This is a genomic window from Pseudomonas sp. NBRC 111119 (assembly GCF_001320125.1).
Classification (GTDB): Bacteria; Pseudomonadota; Gammaproteobacteria; order Pseudomonadales; family Pseudomonadaceae; genus Aquipseudomonas; species Aquipseudomonas parafulva.
This window is the reverse complement of sequence record NZ_BCAV01000009.1, coordinates 1-15,462: the sequence shown is the minus strand read 5'-3', so window position 1 is coordinate 15,462 and position 15,462 is coordinate 1. Positions and strand designations below refer to the sequence as shown.

Here is a 15,462-nt window from a genome sequence, read left to right as displayed (position 1 = left end):
AGTTCGGGGGAGTATCGACGGGCAATCTGAAGGCAATCTGAAGTGCTACATTTGCCTCAGCCGTTTCCGCGCACTTACAAGGAAAACAGATGCGCCACGAATTCAGTGAAGTGCTCAACGACCTGGTGGACTACTTTCTGCTCGGGGATATCCAGCTGCTGGAGCGCTTCAAGCAGGAGCATGCACTGCCAGATGACCTGGCCTACGCGTTCACCCACAACGACTCCGGCGACCAGGCGGTGCGCGAGGGCGTGGTGTTGCCACTTGCAGGGGTAGACAACCTGCCCTACCACATTCTGTTCACCCTCGAGGGCGAGACACCGGCCTTGCGCATGCCGGGCAGCCGCCTGAAGCATCAACGCGATGGCTATGTGGTACGGGTCGAACACGGCGCGCTGATGCTGTACACCTGGGGTATCCTGCAGCACTTCACCGCCAAGACACTCGGCGACCTGATGGCGCGCTACCAGGCCCCAGGCCGCCCCATGATCGAAGTGGCAAACGGCTGGTACGGTGTAGAGGTACTGGCCGGGGCACTGGTCCGCGACGGGTTGTACGAGCCGGCCTTCGAGTTCGTCCTCACCCGGCGCTGGAGCCGCGGCGAAGCCACGACCGTGGATACCCGCTACAGCTTCAGCCTGCGGGGCTACTTCGACTGACTCCACCTACTCGTTGACCAGGCGCTGCAGTACCCCGCCTTCATGACGCGCCAGAATGCGCAGCAACTGGTCCACCAGCGCGCGGTCCGGCGCATCCAGGTGGAAGTGGTGCCCGCCCGGGTGCCAGGACACTTTGGCCTGGCTGGGCAATGCGGCTTCGCGCCGGCCGAAGGCTTCACCGCTGAAGGCGCCCTGGCGGCCGAACAACAGGTACAACGGGCAGCGGATCTGGGCGAGCAGGTCGCACGCCTCGCGCTCGGTCAGCGGCATGGGCTCGGGGAGCACCAGCCGAGGATCGTGCCGCCAGCAGTAACCCTCGTTCAGTTGCAGCAAGTCGCGCAGGGCCAGCAGCCGGGCGGAGGCTTCGGACAGGCCGGTGTCCAGGCGCTCGCGGCGCTGGGCCAGGGCGGTGTCCAGGTCGTCGAAACGCTGCACGTCACGCTCGCTGAAACCCTGCAGCTGGCTGCGCTGCACCATGCGCTTGAGGCGGTAGGCCCGGGCCAGATGCTGAACCCGGTCATGCTCGGCCACCGTGAACGGTGCGCCCATGCCGTCGAGAAAGGTCATGCTGACAATGGCGCTGGTCATGGCGGCCAGCAGCGAGGCCACGCCGGTGCCCATGCCATGGGCCAGTACGTGAAACTGCCCCAGGCCCAGGCTTTCAGCCACGGCCAACATGTCTTCGGCGTGTTCCCACAGGTAATAGCCGCTGTCGTGTCGACGGTGGTCGGAGCGCCCGTGCCCGACCAGGTCGGGGGCGACCACGAAGCAGCCATCAAGCATGGGCGCCAGGCGCTCGAACGAGGCCGCGTTGTCGAGCCAGCCGTGCAATGCCAGCACGGGGATGCCGTCTTCCGGCCCCCAGCACCGCACTGCGATTTCGATGCCGTGGAGGTCCAGGGGGTGATCCTTGGGTGTGGATGATGATCGCATGGGTACGCTTCCTGACATGATGCCTGGTACGACCGCTCCAGGCCGAATACGCCACCGTGGCATTCGACTCCTGTCGCCAGCGGCAACCCTTGCGCCGGGCCGCTCTGGGCGCCGACACTCAACCTTGGCCCAAGAAACGCCCGGCCACTGGCCCCTCACCGACGGTGACTTAACCGTCACCGACCCTACTGCCCGCGGCAGTCCTCGAAAAACACCTGCCCGGCATCGACCTGGCTGGACGCCCGGGCCGCCACCACACCGTCCCCATTGGCCGGCTCCACGTGCCAGTAGCAGTGCTGCACCGCCCGGGTCACGGCCACATAGGCCAGGCGCTGCACCTCGTCCTTTTGCGCCGTGTCGAACGGCTGGCCATCGCCGGCCTTGCCCAGCCCCGCCAGGCGGTACACCTGGTTCTTGTAAGGTGAACGGGTGAGGTATTGGCAATCACCCAGCATGAACACCGCGTCGGCCTGCAGGCCCTTGGCACTGTGGTAGGTGAGCTGGCGCAACCGACGCTGCTCGGGGGGCAGCGCCGACTCGGCCTGCATCACGCTGTGCAGGTGCTCGCTCATCAGGGCGCGATCGGCCCCCTTGCGGTACAGCATCAGCACCGATTCGCCACGCTGGTAGTGTTCGATCAGGGTCTGGCCCAGTGCTGCCTCGTCGCGGTCGAACACCTTGACCGGGGTGCCGGGCAACGCCGCCGCCGGGCCACTGGCACGGGCCTTCTTGCCGGTAATGGTCGGGGTACCCTTGACCAGGTGCTCGGCCGCATCGATCACCTGCTGCTGGCAACGGTAGTTGTCAACCAGCAGCACGCGCGTATTGGCGGGCGTGGGGAAGGCCTTGGTGAACTCCATGAAGTACTTGGGCGAGCTGCCGCGCCAGCCATAGATCGACTGCCAGTCATCGCCCACGCACATCAGCGATGAGTGTTGAGCTTGCCGGCCTACGTGCATGGCTGAGCCGCGCCGGCGGATCTCGGCAAGGCACGCACGCAGCCAGCTGACGATCTGCGGCGAAACGTCCTGGAATTCGTCGATCATCAGGTGCGCCAGCGGGCGCAGCAGCGGGTCGGGCAGCAACCGCAGGTTTTCCGCGTTGTTCTCGCCGAACAGGGCGAACATGTGGTTGTAGGTCATGACCGGGGGCGACTGGTCCAGCAGATGCCCTTCCAGCGCGCGCCAATACAGGGCCAGCGCCTCGAAGAACAATGCATCGCTGTCGCCTGACGCAAATTGCATGGCGCGCACGGCGGTGGGCACATCCAGGCCGAGGTTTTCGATGAAGTTGGCCGCCGCCACGAATGCATCCAGCAGTGGCGCCGGGGCCAGCTCGCCCTTCACCTTGTATTCAAAGCCTGGGCCCGCTACGGCATCACCGGCCAGCGAGGCGGCCAGGCGCCGGGCCATGGCGTAGTTGTCCAGCCAGATCAGGGGCTGGTCGCAGAAGGCCTGCAACAAGGTACGCTTGACCGCCCATTCGCCGCGCACCGCCAGCTTGGCACCCGGGCGCTGGTATTGCGCGCTCTCGGACGGGTCGAAACCCAGCACCAGCAGCGGCCCGCCCTGCCCCAGGCGACCGTGCACATGAAAGCGGCTGCCGCGTATCGACACCGTCTCCCGGCACGGTTCGATGCCCTTTATGGGCCAGGCGCCTGCTGCAAACCACAGGTCTTCGATTACATCGCACAGCTCTTCATCGCGCTGGGCCGCCAACTGGGTGACCTGGGCACGCTTTTGCACATCCGGGTTGTCGGGGTCCAGCGGCTTGAGCTGCAGCGCTTCGTTGCGCAACTGGCCGACCAGCTCGGCAAAACGCGGGCTATGGCCCAGCAACGTGCTGTAGCACTGGTTCAACTGCTGGCGCTGGGCATCGTTAAGGCGCAGGTCGAACGGGTTGCTGTCGGCCCCCGCCTCCTGGCCGGCCGGCAGGTCGTTGCCCAGGGTCTCGAACGCCTGCACCCTGTCGAAGCCCGGCAGGCTGCGCACCAGCGGCAGGATACGTGAATGGAAGGTGCGCACCAGGTCGCGGGCCTGGGCTGGCAGCAGGTTGATCTGCCACAAGGCAAACACCTGCAACAGGCGCTTGATGAAATCCTTGCGCGACTCGCGGGTGAAGGTGACCACGGTCATCGCGTCCAGCTCATAACCCAGGTAATGGCGCAGCAACAGGATGCGCAGCACCAGGGAGGTACTCTTGCCCGCGCCCGCCCCGGCCACCACGCACGTGGAGGGCGTGTCGCTGAAAATCAGCTTCCACTGTGCGGCACTGGGTTGTGAGTGGGCCGGCAAGCGCTGGGCGACATCGGCCTTGAAGCGTTTCTTCAGCTCTGCGGTCAAGGGCAGGCGCCAATCGTCGAACAGGTTGTCGTCCTGGCCGGGGACCGCCGGCAGGTCGGACCGGCAATCACGGATGACCAGCACTTGCCGCCCGGCCTCGTAGCCTTCAGCGCGGCCATACTCCACCGAATGGCGGTGTTGCGCCTGCAGGCCGGTGAGCCAGCGGCCCAGCAAGCGGGCCACCAGGCGCCGGAACCAGGGCAACTGGGCGGGTGGGATCAGTTCGGCGAGGGCCTGGGGTTGCTCGTTGGCCACGGTCACTCCGTTGTCTGGCAAAAACAGCTGCCAATGTTCGCCGCTGCACGCAAAAACTACCAGCAATTGCTTGCGGATCAGTGCATTAGGCGATGAAGCGCATAAATCCTTCCCTATAAAAATATCGAGTACATAGATTGTATAAAGCCAATATTTACACTTATTTTCGATACGTGAATGACGCATGATGGTGCCATTCCAACCTCACCGAGGAACCTGATCATGCTGCAACTGCGACCTTTCGAAAGCCTGGGCCATGCCAACCACGGCTGGCTTGACGCCCATCACCACTTCTCGTTCGCCGAGTACCACGACCCTGCACGGATGCACTGGGGCAACCTGCGGGTCTGGAACGACGACCTGATCGCGGCAGGCAGTGGCTTCCCGCCACACCCGCACCGGGACATGGAAATCATCACCTATGTGCGAGAAGGGGCCATCAGCCATCAGGACAGCCTGGGCAACAAGGGCCGAACCGAAGCGGGTGACGTGCAGGTGATGAGTGCCGGCACTGGCATCGTGCACAGCGAGTACAACCGCGAAGCGGTGGACACGCGCATCTTCCAGATCTGGATCATCCCCGAGCGCACCGGTGATGCCCCGGCCTGGGGCACCCGGCCATTCCCCAAAGGCGAGCGCGGTGAGGGCTTCGTCACCCTGGCCAGTGGCCGCGAGGGCGACGAAGGCAGCTTACAGATTCGCACCGACGCGCGGTTGGTAGCCGCCACCCTGCGCGCCGGCGAAACCGCCGAGTACCATTTCGACACGGCCCGCCGCGGTTACCTGGTGCCGGCCAAAGGGCGGGTCGAAGTCAATGGTGTGCAGGCCAAGGCGCGTGACGGTGTGGCGATCGAGCAAGAGGCGGTGCTGCGGGTAACCGCCCTGGAAGACAGCGAGATCGTGCTGGTAGACGTGGCCTGACCCCGGCCACCCTACCCTCGCCGGCTGGCTCAGCCCTGGCGTTCACCCGCAAGGTCAGCCAGCACTTCAGCCGAGGTGGTGACCTGGCCAAAGTGGTGTTGCCACAAGGCGATCCCCATCTTCGCACTGCGGTCCAGGGCAGAGCCCACCGTCATGTCGGTAACCAGCGTCGGCATCAGCCCTGCGTCGAACAGGGCAAAGCCTGCCGCCAGCACGCAGGTGTCGGTTTGCAGGCCACACACCAGCACACGCTCCACGCCCAGCTGACGGATGTAGGCAATGGCCTCTGCGCTCTGCCCGTAACCATGCTTGACGAACACCTGGTCGGCCTCGATCAGGCTGTCGTCCTGGGCTGCGGGGTGCCAGCCGAGCTGCCGTTCGAAGGGCGTTACCTGCTCGTCATGCAACTCCACCGAGGCAATGGTCGGGATGTTCGCCGACAGCACGCGCAGGCCATCCACCAGCCATTCCGGCGGGCTGAACGTGGACTGGACATCGACGACGAGTAAAACCTGACGCATTGGCATATTCCGGGGTAGAAGAACGGGCGGCGAGTATACCTGCTTGCGTGGGTATGGCAGGTGCGCGCAGTAACGCTGCCAGCGGCGCCAATGAACAAATCTTCATCTTGCAGCCAGCCCTGTGCTGGCGGGCGTGGCACGCCAGGCCGGGCGGGCGGCGGGGCCTGGCGCCTTGAGCGTGGCTCTTGCCTTGCGTAGCATCACTGCCCCCCATGCCCCGGCAGGCCACGCGCCTTCGCCCAGTACCCCAGCAGACCGAGCCGATGCCGCAACCGATCCCCCTCAAGGACCACGACAAGGAGAAAAACCTGGTCAACCGTCGGCTGTTGGCCTGCGCTGCCCTGGTGTTCAGCCTGGTGGCCGTGCTGGTGGGGCGCCTCTACGTGCTGCAGGTACTGCAGCATGCCCAGCAGAGCGCGGTGTCGGAAAACAACCGGGTGCATGTGCTGCCCATCGCCCCCGAGCGGGGGCTTATCTACGACCGCAACGGCGTGGTGCTGGCCGACAACAAGCCCAGCTTCGACCTGACCATGACCCGTGAACGTACCGGCGGCGCCACCGCCCAGGTGCTCGATACCCTGACGCAGGTGCTGGGCCTTGGCGAAGAAGACCGCAAGCAGTTCGACAAGGACCTGCGGCGCGGTCGCAAGCCGTTTGAGCCGGTCACGCTGATGGTTGGGCTGGATGAGCAGCAGATTGCCCTGGTGGCGGTCAACCAGTTCCGCCTGCCGGGCCTGGACGTGGAACCACAGTTCATCCGCGAATACCCCCTGGGCGCGCACTTCGCCCACTCGGTCGGCTATGTGGGGCGCATCAACGAAAAAGAAGCCAAGGCCCTCGACAGCACCGAATACCGCGGCACCCAGTCGATCGGCAAGACCGGTATCGAGCACTTCTACGAAAGCCAGCTGCACGGCCATGTGGGCTACGAAGAGGTGGAAACCAATGCCCAGGGCCGCGTGATGCGCGTACTCAACCACAAGGACCCGACCCCGGGGCAGGACATTGTGCTGACGCTGGACGCCCACTTGCAGCAGGCTGCGGAAAAGGCCCTGGGTGATCGCCGTGGCTCGGTGGTGGTACTGGACCCGGCCAATGGCGATGTACTGGCGATGGTCAGCAACCCCAGCTTTGACCCCAACCTGTTCGTCAAGGGCATCAGCTTCAAGCAGTATGCCGAGCTGCGCGATTCCATCGACCGCCCCCTGTTCAACCGGGTACTGCGCGGGCTGTATGCCCCAGGTTCCACGGTCAAGCCCGAGGTGGCCATCGCGGGCCTGGACAGTGGCGTGATCACACCGGGTAGCCGGGTATTCGACCCTGGCTACTACGAACTGCCCAACTACGACCACAAGTACCGTAACTGGAACCGCACCGGTGACGGTTGGGTAGACCTGTACACCGCGATCATGCGGTCCAACGACACCTACTTCTACGACCTGGCACACAAGCTGGGCATCGACCGCCTGCACGACTACATGGCCGAATTCGGCCTGGGCCAGAAGGTCTCGCTGGACATGTTCGAAGAATCGTCCGGCCTGATGCCCTCGGCGCAGTGGAAGCGGGCCACCCGGCGCCAGGCCTGGTTCCCGGGCGAAACGCTGATTCTCGGGATTGGCCAGGGCTACATGCAGGTGACGCCGTTGCAACTGGCGCAGGCCACCAGCCTGCTGGCCAGCAAGGGGGTGTGGCACCGCCCGCACCTGGCCATGACGGTGGGCGGCGACACACCGGTAGACCCTAACCCCATGCCCGATATCGTGCTGCGCGACCGGCGCGCCTGGGACCAGGTCAGCCAGGGCATGCAGATGGTGATGCACGACCCGCGCGGCATTGCCCGGGCGGCGGCGGCAGGTGCCCAGTACCGCATCGCCGGCAAGAGCGGCACGGCGCAGGTGGTCGCCATCAAGCAGGGTGAGCGCTATAACCGCAACAAGACCCTTGAGCGTCACCGCGACAACGCCCTGTTCGTCGGCTTTGCGCCCGCCGAGCACCCCAGCGTGGTGGTGGCGGTGATGATCGAAAACGGCGAAGCAGGCGGCCGCGTGGCAGGGCCGGTGGTGCGGGAAGTGATGGACGCCTACCTGCTGGATGACCAGGGGCACCTCAAGCCGCAGTACGCCAGCGGCAACACCACCAAGGCGTCACCGCACGGGTAGCGGCTGCCTGGTTTCAGGCGGCCGCGCGGGGCATCAGGTCGTAGGGGTGCTTCCAGCCCGGCAGTGCTTGCAGCCGCGCCTTCCAGGCCTCGATATGGGTGAATGCCGCCAGGTCGATGCCGGTGTCTTCGGGCATGAACACATAGCCTGCCAGTGACAGGTCAGCAATGGTCGGCCGAGCGCCGACCATGAACGGCGTCTTCGCCAGGTGCGCGTCGACGATGCGGTAGGCAGCGGTGGCGCGCTCGCGCAGAAAACCGGTCACGTCCGTCTCACCGGTGTTCTTCAGGCAGAATAGAAAGCGCAGCGCTGCGTAATAGCTGGTGAACTTGTGGTTGTCGAACAGCATCCAGCGCCAGATCTCGCGCTTCTCATCATCATCCTTCGGGCCGAACTGGCCAGTGCGCTGGCTGAGGTAGTCAAGAATCAGCGCCGACTGGGTGAGCGATTTACCGTAATGCTCCAGCACCGGTACCTCACCCTGCTCGTTCACTTCATCACGCCAGACCTGCTCGCGGGTCTGGCCGTTGAAGAAATCGACGAAAACCGGCTGCCAGTCTTGCCCGGTGAGTTCGAGCATGAGGGCAGCCTTGTAGGCATTACCAGACTCGGCGAAGCAGTGCAGCGTGTATTCGGCCATGGGCGCGATCCTAGCGTGAGGTGATTGGGGCAAGGGCGAGCAGACCATGGGCCAACCGGTCTGGTCAATGGCCCGGTGCAAACGGTCATGAAGCTGTGCTTAGATGCTGTCTTCACTGCGCAAGGACGGCTCACCATGCCTTACCCCCCACTCCCCCGTACCCTGAGCACGGCCCGTACCCTGTTGGTACGCCCTGCCCCGGCATTCGCTCAACAGGTGCATCAGGCACTGCTCCACAGCTACACCCTGCATCAGCCTTTTCTGGAGTGGGCCAAGCCTGACTGGACCCTGGACGAAGTGCGCGACAACCTGCAGACCAGCGCCGAAACATTCCACGAGCCCACCAAGGAAAAGCGCTACTTCGTGCTGGCGCCCGACAGTGGCGCGGTTATCGGCTGCATTGGCCTGACCCCTGGCGACGGCGCCTATGAGGTGGGCTATTGGGTGAACCAGGCCTGCGCGGGCCAGGGGCTGATGCGTGAGGCTCTCACTTGCCTGCTGGATGCGGTCGCGGCACCGGTCTGGCTCACCACCGCCGCTGACAATGCCGCCAGCCAGCGCCTGGCTGAACGGGCAGGTTTTGCGCTGACCGGCCACCAGCACTGTGACCAGCAACCCGCCACGCCAAGGCCGCTGTATCGCCGGGGCGCGCCGTCAGCCGTGGCCTGACGCCTCAAGCCGCAGCCGCGGGTGGCCCGACGCGGCAATGGAACTACCCTTGGTGGGTTGGCCTCATAAACTGTGAGTGGTCATCTTCCCTGGGCGTCACCCTATTGGAGAACACGACATGCGCCACCTTATGCTCGTCCCTGCCCTGCTACTTCTAGTACCTGCCGGTGCGGCACTGGCCCGTGTCGACGGGCGTGACATCGCCACCTCGGCCGGTGTATCGGCCTCGCTGTATTCAACCTTCAAAGACGACAAACGGATCATCCCCGCCCGTGACGAGTTGTCTGCATTCGTTGCCAGCGGTGGCGCGATCCGGGGCGCCTATGTTGAGGCGGCCCTGCAACAGGCGCGCAAGGACCACCCTGGCCTGCAGGCCAGCGATGACGAACTTGCCCAGGCCATTTTGTCCCAGGACGACCTGGTCGCCCAGCAATGAGGGCCTGCGTGCCGGCCAAGTGACAAGGTCGTGATGTCTGGCCGGCATCGCTATGCTTGGGGCGTTTCCTGCCCCCCATAACAATAAGAACCGAGTCATTCATGACGATGCTCTACGACGAACGCATCGACGGCGTGTTACCTGCCATAGACCGGGAAGGCCTGCGCCAGGCCCTTACCCAAGCGATGCCCGATCTGCAGGTGCTGCACCGTGAAGAAGACCTGACACCCTACGAATGCGACGGCCTGTCGGCCTACCGCACGCTGCCTTTGCTGGTGGTGCTGCCGGAGCGAACCGATCAGGTGCAGACCGTGCTGAGCCTGTGTCACCAGCGCAATGTGCCGGTCGTGGCGCGCGGTGCCGGGACGGGGTTGTCCGGGGGCGCCCTGCCCCTGGCCAAAGGCGTGCTTCTGGTCATGGCGCGCCTCAACCGCATTCTCGAAGTTAACCCGGAGGGCCGCTTTGCCCGGGTGCAGCCGGGTGTCCGCAACCTGGCCATCTCTCAGGCCGCCGCGCCCCATGGCCTGTATTACGCCCCCGATCCGTCCTCGCAAATTGCCTGCTCCATTGGCGGCAACGTTGCGGAGAACGCCGGGGGTGTGCATTGCCTCAAATACGGGCTCACCGTACACAACGTGCTCAAGGTCGAGATACTGACCATCGAGGGCGAACACCTGACCCTGGGCAGCGAAGCCCTGGACAGCCCAGGTTTCGACTTGCTGGCGCTGTTCACCGGCTCCGAAGGTATGCTGGGGGTGGTCACCGAGGTCACCGTGAGGCTGCTGCCCAAACCGCAGGTGGCGCGGGTGCTGCTGGCCAGCTTCGAGTGCGTCGAAGACGCGGGGCGCGCTGTGGCGCACATCATTGCCGCAGGGATCATTCCAGGTGGGCTGGAGATGATGGACAACCTGGCCATTCGGGCTGCGGAGGACTTCATTCACGCCGGCTACCCGGTAGATGCAGCAGCCATGCTGCTGTGCGAACTCGATGGCGTGGAAGCCGATGTGCAGGACGACTGCGAGCGGGTGGCGGCAGTGCTGGCACAGGCCGGCGCACGGGAGGTGCGCCTGGCCCGTGACGAGGCTGAGCGGGTACGCTTCTGGGCGGGGCGCAAGAATGCGTTTCCGGCTGTGGGGCGGCTGTCGCCAGACTACTACTGCATGGACGGCACCATCCCGCGCCGGCAACTGGCCCACGTGCTCAAGCGCATTGAAGAAATGGCCTGCGAGCACGGGTTGCGGGTGGCCAATGTGTTCCATGCCGGGGACGGCAACATGCACCCGCTGATTCTGTTCGATGCCAACCTGCCCGGCGAGCTGGAACTGGCTGAAACCCTCGGCGGCAGAATTCTGGAGCTTTGCGTGGCGGTGGGGGGCAGCATCACCGGCGAGCACGGGGTCGGCCGGGAAAAGATCAACCAGATGTGCGCGCAATTCAACAGCGACGAGCTACGCCTGTTTCATGCAGTGAAGGCGGCCTTCGACCCCCGCGGCCTGCTGAACCCTGGCAAGAACATCCCTACCCTGCACCGTTGTGCTGAATTCGGCGCATTGCACGTGCACCACGGGCAATTGCCGTTTCCGCAACTGGAGCGGTTCTGATGAGCCTTGACCGGGACATGAGCGAGGCCCTGCTGGAGCAGGTGTGCCGGGCATTGGAATCAGAGACGCCATTGGCCATTCAAGGCAGCGGCAGCAAGGCGATGCTGGGTAACCCGGTGATTGGCCAGGTGCTGGATACCCGTTGCCACCGTGGCATCGTCAGCTACGACCCCACCGAGCTGGTGATCACCGCCCGCGCCGGTACGCCGCTGCAGGAAATCGAAGCAGTTTTGCACCAGGCCGGGCAGATGCTGCCCTGCGAGCCACCGCATCTGGGACCTGGGGCCACCGTGGGTGGCATGGTGGCTGCCGGGCTGTCTGGGCCCAGGCGCCCTTGGGCAGGTTCGGTGCGTGACTATGTGCTGGGCACGCGGGTGATCACCGGCCACGGCACGTTGCTGCGCTTTGGCGGCGAGGTGATGAAGAATGTCGCGGGCTACGATGTGTCACGGCTGCTGGCCGGCAGTTTCGGCTGCCTGGGCGTGTTGACCGAAGTGTCGTTGAAAGTGCTCCCCCGGCCGCGCCAGTGTCTCAGCCTGTGCCTGCCGATGAGCCGCCAACAGGCCCTGGCCGAACTGCTGCGCTGGGGCCAGCAGCCGTTGCCGATCAGCGCCGCCTGCCATGACGGTGATGCCCTGTGGTTGCGCCTGGAAGGCGGTGAAGGGTCGGTGCAGTCGGCACGCATGCGCCTGGGCGGCGAAGTGGTAGACGGCGGTTTCTGGGCCGAGCTGCGCGAGCAGCGCCTGGCCTTTTTCGCAGGTGCCGAGCCGCTCTGGCGCCTGTCATTGCCGATTGCCACAGGTGATCTGCCCTTGCCCGGCAGGCAGCTGCTCGACTGGGGTGGCGCGCAGCGCTGGCTGAAGTGCGCCGCAGACGCCCACAGCATCCACCCCATTGCCGAGCAGGCCGGTGGCCATGCGACTTGTCATGGCACCGGCGTGCACCACAGCCCGCCTTTGCCAGAAGCGCTGATGCGCTACCACCGTGCACTCAAGCACCAGATGGACCCCAAGCGGGTGTTCAACCCCGGCCGTCTCTACCCGGACCTGTGAGGCCAGACCATGCAGACCACGCTCAGCAAACACGCCCGTGCCCTGGACCGCGCCGACGAAGCCGACAGCATTCTACGGTCCTGCGTGCACTGCGGCTTCTGCACCGCCACCTGCCCGACCTACCAGTTGCTGGGGGATGAGCTGGACAGCCCGCGCGGGCGGATCTACCTGATCAAGCAGATGCTCGAAGGCCAGGTGGTCACCGCCAGTACCCAGTTGCACCTGGACCGTTGCGTGTCCTGCCGCAGCTGTGAAACCACCTGCCCATCGGGGGTGAAGTACCATGACCTGCTGGACATTGGCCGGGGGTTCGCCGCGCGGCAGATCCCTCGCCCACTGGGTCAGCGCCTGCTACGCCAGGGTCTGCGTGCCGTGCTGCCACGCCCGGCGCTGTTCAAGGCAGTGTTGCGCAGCGGCCAGGTGTTGCGCCCGTTGCTGCCGCTCGCCGTGAGGAACAAGCTGCCGGCGCACCAGCCGGCGCCTGGTCCACGCCCCACCGCGCGGCACACGCGGCAGGTGCTGCTGCCCGAAGGCTGCGTGCAACCCGCCCTGTCGCCGGCGACCAACGCGGCTGCCGCTCGCCTGCTGGACCGCCTGGGTATCAGCGTTGCAACCACGCCACAGGCGGGTTGCTGCGGCGCGGTCGACTATCACCTGGACGCCCAGCAGCGGGGCCTGCAGCGTGCACGGAGCAACATCGATGCCTGGTGGCCGGCAATCGCCGCCGGTGCCGAGGCCATCGTCATCACCGCCAGCGGCTGCGGCGCTTTTGTACGTGAGTACGGGCACCTGCTGGCAGGCGACCCGGCCTACGCCGATAAAGCGGCCACGGTCAGTGGCCTGTGCCGCGACCTGGTGGAGGTGGTGGCCAACGAACCGGTCGAACAACTGCAGGTAAACACCGGGCAGCGCCTGGCCTTTCACTGCCCGTGCACCCTGCAGCATGCATTGAAGCTGGGCGGCGCGGTGGAAGCCCTGTTGCTGCGGCTGGGCTTCAGCCTGACCAGCGTGCCGGACGGCCACCTGTGCTGTGGCTCGGCCGGTACCTACTCGCTCACACAGCCGGCGCTGGCACTGCAACTGCGCGACAACAAGCTGGATGCCCTGGAAAGCGGCAACCCGCAGCTGATCGCCACCGCCAACATCGGCTGCCAGGTGCACCTGGGCGGTGCCCGGCGCACGCCCGTGCGGCATTGGGTGGAAATCGTCGAGGCGGCACTTGATCTGACAGGCACTGAAGCACCGTTGGCCTAGGCCGTGGCGCGTTCACGACCGTCAGATTAGGAAGCTTCCTAGTGCAGTATCAGAAACGTCTTACTTGTTAGCCTTCCGTGGAGAAAACATGATCGGCTTGGATTGAGCACCCGAGGAAGCCGCCCATGCCCCCCTACCCACCGACCATCGCCCAGTTGCGCAGCAGCCTTTGCGAATTGCTGGCCCACGACCTCAGCAACCCGGAGGATGACCCGCATTTGTCCGGGGTGCTGTTTTTCTGTGCCACCGACGAACGTACGCGGCAGCTTATCGAACGGATCGAACTGCTCGCCAGCGAGGCATTCTTCGATGCCAGCGGGCGGGCGATCACCCAGCACATGAAAGCCGTGGCGCTGGAGGGCGTGTCGATCAAACGCAACCGCCACGCACCTGCGGACGAGACCATGATCCGCATCCTGCTGCCCGACAAGCACTACATCACGGTCAGTACTGCCCGGCTGTGAACGGCCAGCGCAACAGCGGCGGCAAATCCGCTATCCTGAGCGGCCCTCCGCACCGGATCGCACCATGGAACTGCACATCCGCCTCGAAGGCCGCAAAGGCCTGGCCGACCAGCTTTACCGGCAGCTGCGCGCCAGCATCGACAGTGGCCATTTGGCGGCGGGCAGCCAGTTGCCGCCCAGCCGCTTGCTGGCAGTCCAGCTGGGCGTGTCCCGCAAGACCGTGGCCGAAGCCTACTCACGCCTCACCTACGACAACCTGCTCAGCGGTGTGGTGGGCCGTGGCACCTTCATCACCCCACGCCAGCCAAACCGCGCGGCCGAGGCCAGCCCCATCGCCCTGGCCGGCAGTGCCTCGCTGCAGCGCTGGCAACAACGCGCCACGGTGCTGGGCCAGCGCCCGCAGCAACCTGTGCGCTATGATTTCGTCGGCGGTGCCTCAAGCAAGGCCCAGTTCCCGTTCGACCAGTGGCGCAGTTGCCTGAACGACGCTGCGCGGCGCTGCCAGCGCCATGCACAGCGGCAGTTCCCCGCCCAGGGCCTGCAAGAGCTGCGAGAGGTCATCGCCCACCACATCGCCTATGCCCGCGGCGTGCACTGCTCGGCCGACGATGTGCTGGTGTGCAACGGCGCCCAGCAGGCGCTGGACCTGATCGCCCGGGTGCTGGTGGAACCGGGTTGCCAGGTGGCCATGGAAGACCCAGGTTACCCACCGGCGCGGCAGCTGTTTCTGGCCTTGGGCGCACGTGTGCAGTCGGTGTCGGTGGATGAGCAAGGCTTGTGCGTGGAGCAGATCGCCGAAGGCACCCAGCTGATCTACGTCACCCCTTCGCACCAGTTCCCACTGGGCGTACCGATGAGCGAGGCGCGCCGGCATGCGCTGCTGGCACGTGCGGCCACGCTGGGCGCGCTGATCATCGAAGACGACTACGACTGCGAGTTCCGCTACCACGGCCCTGCCGCCCATGCGCTGCAGCGCCTGGACCAGCACGGGGTGGTGGCCTACGTGGGCACGTTCTCGAAAACCTTGTTGCCTGAACTGCGCCTGGGTTATGCCGTGCTGCCAGCGGCGGTACTGCACGCCGCCTGCGTGGCCAAGCAGCTGAGCGACTGGCACAGCCCCACACTTTTGCAATGGGCATTGGCGCGCTTTGTGGGGCAAGGGCACCTGAACAAGCACATCCGCCGTTGCCATGAGGTGTACAGCGCCCGGCGTGAGCGCATTCTGGCACGGCTGGAGGGCGACCTTGCGCCTTGGTTGGGCGCAATACCCGCCCACGCGGGTTTGCACCTAAGCGCACTGGCGCGCCCTGGGGTCGATGTGGAACGGCTGACCAGGCTGGCGAACACTGCGGGTGTGGGGTTGTACTCGCTGGCGCCGTTCTTCAGTGAAATGCCGGTAAGGGCCGGGTTGATGATGGGTTTTGGGGCTATCGACCTGCTGGACATCGACCCGGCGCTGGATCGGGTGCGGGATGTGCTGCAGGGTATGGGGTGATGGGCCGCTTCACGGCCCGTCACGCCATTTTGACTCAACAGAAACCTGTGGGTGCAACTGT

Annotated in this window: 14 protein-coding genes; 10 read left to right on the top strand and 4 right to left on the bottom strand. The window is 65.3% G+C overall.

All coding sequences use genetic code 11. The features are described 5' to 3' along the window. Positions 1-89 precede the first annotated feature (89 nt). The gene (locus tag APH25_RS04980) at positions 90-659 is read left to right on the top strand and encodes a hypothetical protein (protein WP_060481269.1); all 570 of its coding nucleotides are present in this window, start codon (positions 90-92) and stop codon (positions 657-659) included. A 6-nt stretch (positions 660-665) separates the two neighbouring features. Here APH25_RS04980 and APH25_RS04975 read toward each other — a convergent pair whose 3' ends face one another. Next, positions 666-1,592 (bottom strand): alpha/beta fold hydrolase, encoded by a 927-nt coding sequence (locus tag APH25_RS04975; RefSeq protein ID WP_060481268.1) that lies wholly within the window; start codon positions 1,590-1,592, stop codon positions 666-668. Positions 1,593-1,777: 185 nt separating this feature from the next. Next, positions 1,778-4,189 carry a UvrD-helicase domain-containing protein gene (locus APH25_RS04970; protein ID WP_060481312.1) on the bottom strand — a complete coding sequence of 804 codons (2,412 nt, stop codon included), beginning with the start codon at positions 4,187-4,189 and terminating at the stop codon, positions 1,778-1,780. A 222-nt stretch (positions 4,190-4,411) separates the two neighbouring features. On the opposite strand from APH25_RS04970, the gene APH25_RS04965 reads away from it, so the two are divergent. Further along, on the top strand, positions 4,412-5,110 hold the full coding sequence (locus tag APH25_RS04965) for a pirin family protein (RefSeq protein WP_028634386.1): 699 nt from the start codon (positions 4,412-4,414) through the stop codon (positions 5,108-5,110). Positions 5,111-5,139: 29 nt separating this feature from the next. Here APH25_RS04965 and APH25_RS04960 read toward each other — a convergent pair whose 3' ends face one another. Continuing rightward, positions 5,140-5,631 (bottom strand): isochorismatase family protein, encoded by a 492-nt coding sequence (locus APH25_RS04960; RefSeq protein ID WP_060481267.1) that lies wholly within the window; start codon positions 5,629-5,631, stop codon positions 5,140-5,142. Positions 5,632-5,894: 263 nt separating this feature from the next. Between APH25_RS04960 and mrdA the strand changes: the two genes are divergently transcribed. Next, the gene (gene mrdA / locus APH25_RS04955) at positions 5,895-7,790 is read left to right on the top strand and encodes a penicillin-binding protein 2 (protein ID WP_060481266.1); all 1,896 of its coding nucleotides are present in this window, start codon (positions 5,895-5,897) and stop codon (positions 7,788-7,790) included. A 13-nt stretch (positions 7,791-7,803) separates the two neighbouring features. Here the strand turns inward: mrdA and APH25_RS04950 are convergent, their stop codons facing one another. Continuing rightward, the gene (locus APH25_RS04950) at positions 7,804-8,430 is read right to left on the bottom strand and encodes a glutathione S-transferase family protein (RefSeq protein WP_060481265.1); all 627 of its coding nucleotides are present in this window, start codon (positions 8,428-8,430) and stop codon (positions 7,804-7,806) included. Positions 8,431-8,565: 135 nt separating this feature from the next. Between APH25_RS04950 and APH25_RS04945 the strand changes: the two genes are divergently transcribed. From APH25_RS04945 to APH25_RS04915, 7 genes are all read left to right on the top strand, one after another. Then, positions 8,566-9,099, top strand: a complete 534-nt coding sequence (locus APH25_RS04945) for a GNAT family N-acetyltransferase (protein WP_028634390.1) — start codon at positions 8,566-8,568, stop codon at positions 9,097-9,099. A 118-nt stretch (positions 9,100-9,217) separates the two neighbouring features. Continuing rightward, on the top strand, positions 9,218-9,535 hold the full coding sequence (locus APH25_RS04940) for a DUF2388 domain-containing protein (RefSeq protein WP_028634391.1): 318 nt from the start codon (positions 9,218-9,220) through the stop codon (positions 9,533-9,535). Positions 9,536-9,636: 101 nt separating this feature from the next. Next, on the top strand, positions 9,637-11,136 hold the full coding sequence (gene glcD / locus APH25_RS04935; RefSeq protein ID WP_060481264.1) for a glycolate oxidase subunit GlcD: 1,500 nt from the start codon (positions 9,637-9,639) through the stop codon (positions 11,134-11,136). Beyond that, entirely contained in the window at positions 11,136-12,188 is a 1,053-nt protein-coding gene (gene glcE, locus APH25_RS04930; RefSeq protein WP_060481263.1) for a glycolate oxidase subunit GlcE, read from the top strand. The genes glcD and glcE overlap by 1 nt, the downstream gene beginning before the upstream one ends. Positions 12,189-12,197: 9 nt before the next feature. Next, on the top strand, positions 12,198-13,442 hold the full coding sequence (gene glcF, locus APH25_RS04925; protein WP_060481262.1) for a glycolate oxidase subunit GlcF: 1,245 nt from the start codon (positions 12,198-12,200) through the stop codon (positions 13,440-13,442). A 125-nt stretch (positions 13,443-13,567) separates the two neighbouring features. Then, the gene (locus tag APH25_RS04920) at positions 13,568-13,906 is read left to right on the top strand and encodes a hypothetical protein (RefSeq protein WP_028634395.1); all 339 of its coding nucleotides are present in this window, start codon (positions 13,568-13,570) and stop codon (positions 13,904-13,906) included. A gap of 64 nt (positions 13,907-13,970) precedes the next feature. Then, positions 13,971-15,401 carry a PLP-dependent aminotransferase family protein gene (locus APH25_RS04915; RefSeq protein ID WP_060481261.1) on the top strand — a complete coding sequence of 477 codons (1,431 nt, stop codon included), beginning with the start codon at positions 13,971-13,973 and terminating at the stop codon, positions 15,399-15,401. The last annotated feature ends 61 nt before the right edge of the window (positions 15,402-15,462 follow it).

Excerpts from the sequence above, each read along its gene's own strand:
- APH25_RS04945 (WP_028634390.1), top strand. The coding sequence starts at position 8,566 with ATGCCTTACCCCCCACTCCCCCGTACCCTGAGCACGGCCCGTACCCTG.
- APH25_RS04965 (WP_028634386.1), top strand. The coding sequence starts at position 4,412 with ATGCTGCAACTGCGACCTTTCGAAAGCCTGGGCCATGCCAACCACGGC.
- APH25_RS04915 (WP_060481261.1), top strand. The coding sequence starts at position 13,971 with ATGGAACTGCACATCCGCCTCGAAGGCCGCAAAGGCCTGGCCGACCAG.
- APH25_RS04980 (WP_060481269.1), top strand. The coding sequence starts at position 90 with ATGCGCCACGAATTCAGTGAAGTGCTCAACGACCTGGTGGACTACTTT.
- APH25_RS04920 (WP_028634395.1), top strand. The coding sequence starts at position 13,568 with ATGCCCCCCTACCCACCGACCATCGCCCAGTTGCGCAGCAGCCTTTGC.
- glcF (WP_060481262.1), top strand. The coding sequence starts at position 12,198 with ATGCAGACCACGCTCAGCAAACACGCCCGTGCCCTGGACCGCGCCGAC.
- glcE (WP_060481263.1), top strand. The coding sequence starts at position 11,136 with ATGAGCCTTGACCGGGACATGAGCGAGGCCCTGCTGGAGCAGGTGTGC.
- mrdA (WP_060481266.1), top strand. The coding sequence starts at position 5,895 with ATGCCGCAACCGATCCCCCTCAAGGACCACGACAAGGAGAAAAACCTG.
- APH25_RS04940 (WP_028634391.1), top strand. The coding sequence starts at position 9,218 with ATGCGCCACCTTATGCTCGTCCCTGCCCTGCTACTTCTAGTACCTGCC.
- glcD (WP_060481264.1), top strand. The coding sequence starts at position 9,637 with ATGACGATGCTCTACGACGAACGCATCGACGGCGTGTTACCTGCCATA.
- APH25_RS04960 (WP_060481267.1), bottom strand. The coding sequence starts at position 5,631 with ATGCGTCAGGTTTTACTCGTCGTCGATGTCCAGTCCACGTTCAGCCCG.
- APH25_RS04950 (WP_060481265.1), bottom strand. The coding sequence starts at position 8,430 with ATGGCCGAATACACGCTGCACTGCTTCGCCGAGTCTGGTAATGCCTAC.
- APH25_RS04975 (WP_060481268.1), bottom strand. The coding sequence starts at position 1,592 with ATGCGATCATCATCCACACCCAAGGATCACCCCCTGGACCTCCACGGC.